The sequence below is a fragment of the Microcoleus sp. OTE_8_concoct_300 genome, assembly GCF_031383065.1.
Classification (GTDB): Bacteria; Cyanobacteriota; Cyanobacteriia; order Cyanobacteriales; family Microcoleaceae; genus Microcoleus.
The window spans coordinates 1-1,240 of sequence record NZ_JANMZH010000431.1 but is presented as its reverse complement, the minus strand read 5'-3'; the positions used below and the strand labels follow the sequence as shown (position 1 = coordinate 1,240).

The window sequence follows — 1,240 nt, the reverse complement described above, 5'->3', positions numbered from 1 at the left end:
CGAGCAACAAACCGCAGCATTCTTCAGGATATGTGCTTTCGGCGTGGGTGCGGATGGATAAAATTTGAGAGTCGGAAAGTGCGATCGGCTGCATGGGTTTTTATTGTAGATTTTTTTGTAAAGTGCGATCGGGCTTTTTTTAAAACGAACCGCGAAGGCGCGAAGGACACGAAGGAAGACAAGAGAAGGGAAGAGAAAGAACTCACAAAAGTAACCTAATTAATTACCTCAGTTAGATATCTAAAAGTTAGATTTTTCCAATATTTCTCACCCTTCTTCTCTGCGCCCTCTGCGCCCTCTGCGGTTCGTAAAAAAAGTGAATGTAGGGTCTAGCCCTCAATTGCAATCAACTCGGAGTTTGCTGCAACTCCGGCCGTTCATCTGGGACGATCGCCTTTTCGACAGGACACACCTGCAAACAAATGCCGCAGTCAATGCAGGTATCAAAATCAATCCAAAACCAATCAGTACCCTTGACATTTTTGCCGGGACCGGGGTGAATGCAAGCAACCGGACAAGCGCCGACGCAATCAGCAACTCCCTCGCAAATATTCGTAACGATAGTGTGTGGCATATTTCAATTTTGGATTTTGGATTTTGGATGATAAATTAGCAATTGGTAATTAGGAATTACGTTTCAAACAGACCCTAATTTACCGTTTCAATTGTTGGCAATCCTTCGGCATTTACCCAAGCAATTTGAGCAATTCGTCGATCGCGCGCGTATTCCCGCGCCGCCTCCGCAGTCTCCCGACTCTCCAAATCTATTTCTACCCGAACTAGGTGAGTAGACTCTCGGAGTTGGCGGGCATAATCAAAGGCCGCCGCCCCAGCTTCAGGAGTTTGAGCCACCACCAACCAGTCGCTGGCTGGCGTCTCCGTGGGCAATTGCCCCTCTGTCAGCAAAACTTGGTGCAAATCTTCAATATTCAGACAAAACCCGATACCGGGGGAATTTTGCCCTTGGGGATCGAACAGTCCCAACAGTTGGTCGTAGCGTCCCCCTTGTCCTAAAACTCGCTGTCCTGTCTTGCTGCTGCTGACAACTTCAAACACAATTCCAGTGTAGTAGTCAAATGTTTGAATTAAACTCAAATCCAGGTGAATGTGGGATTTTAGATTGGGAATTTTTGACTGGCATTGGTGCAGCAATTCGATCGCCGATTTGAGATTGTTTAACGCCGATTGCTGCGGCAAATCTAAATCTAGTTTGGCAACAATTGGCAACACCTCTTCTGGG

2 protein-coding genes are annotated in these 1,240 nt (G+C 46.8%); both read right to left on the bottom strand.

The features are described 5' to 3' along the window. Nucleotides 1-346 precede the first annotated feature (346 nt). Complete coding sequence (locus ACUVJL_RS19875) at nucleotides 347-574, bottom strand: ferredoxin family protein (RefSeq protein ID WP_333442255.1); 228 nt, start codon at nucleotides 572-574, stop codon at nucleotides 347-349. A gap of 74 nt (nucleotides 575-648) precedes the next feature. Beyond that, the coding region (locus ACUVJL_RS19870; RefSeq protein WP_445247413.1) for an ATP phosphoribosyltransferase regulatory subunit at nucleotides 649-1,240 on the bottom strand (592 nt) is incomplete at its 5' end.

Coding starts and splice junctions, on each gene's coding strand:
- ACUVJL_RS19875 (WP_333442255.1), bottom strand. CDS start 574: ATGCCACACACTATCGTTACGAATATTTGCGAGGGAGTTGCTGATTGC.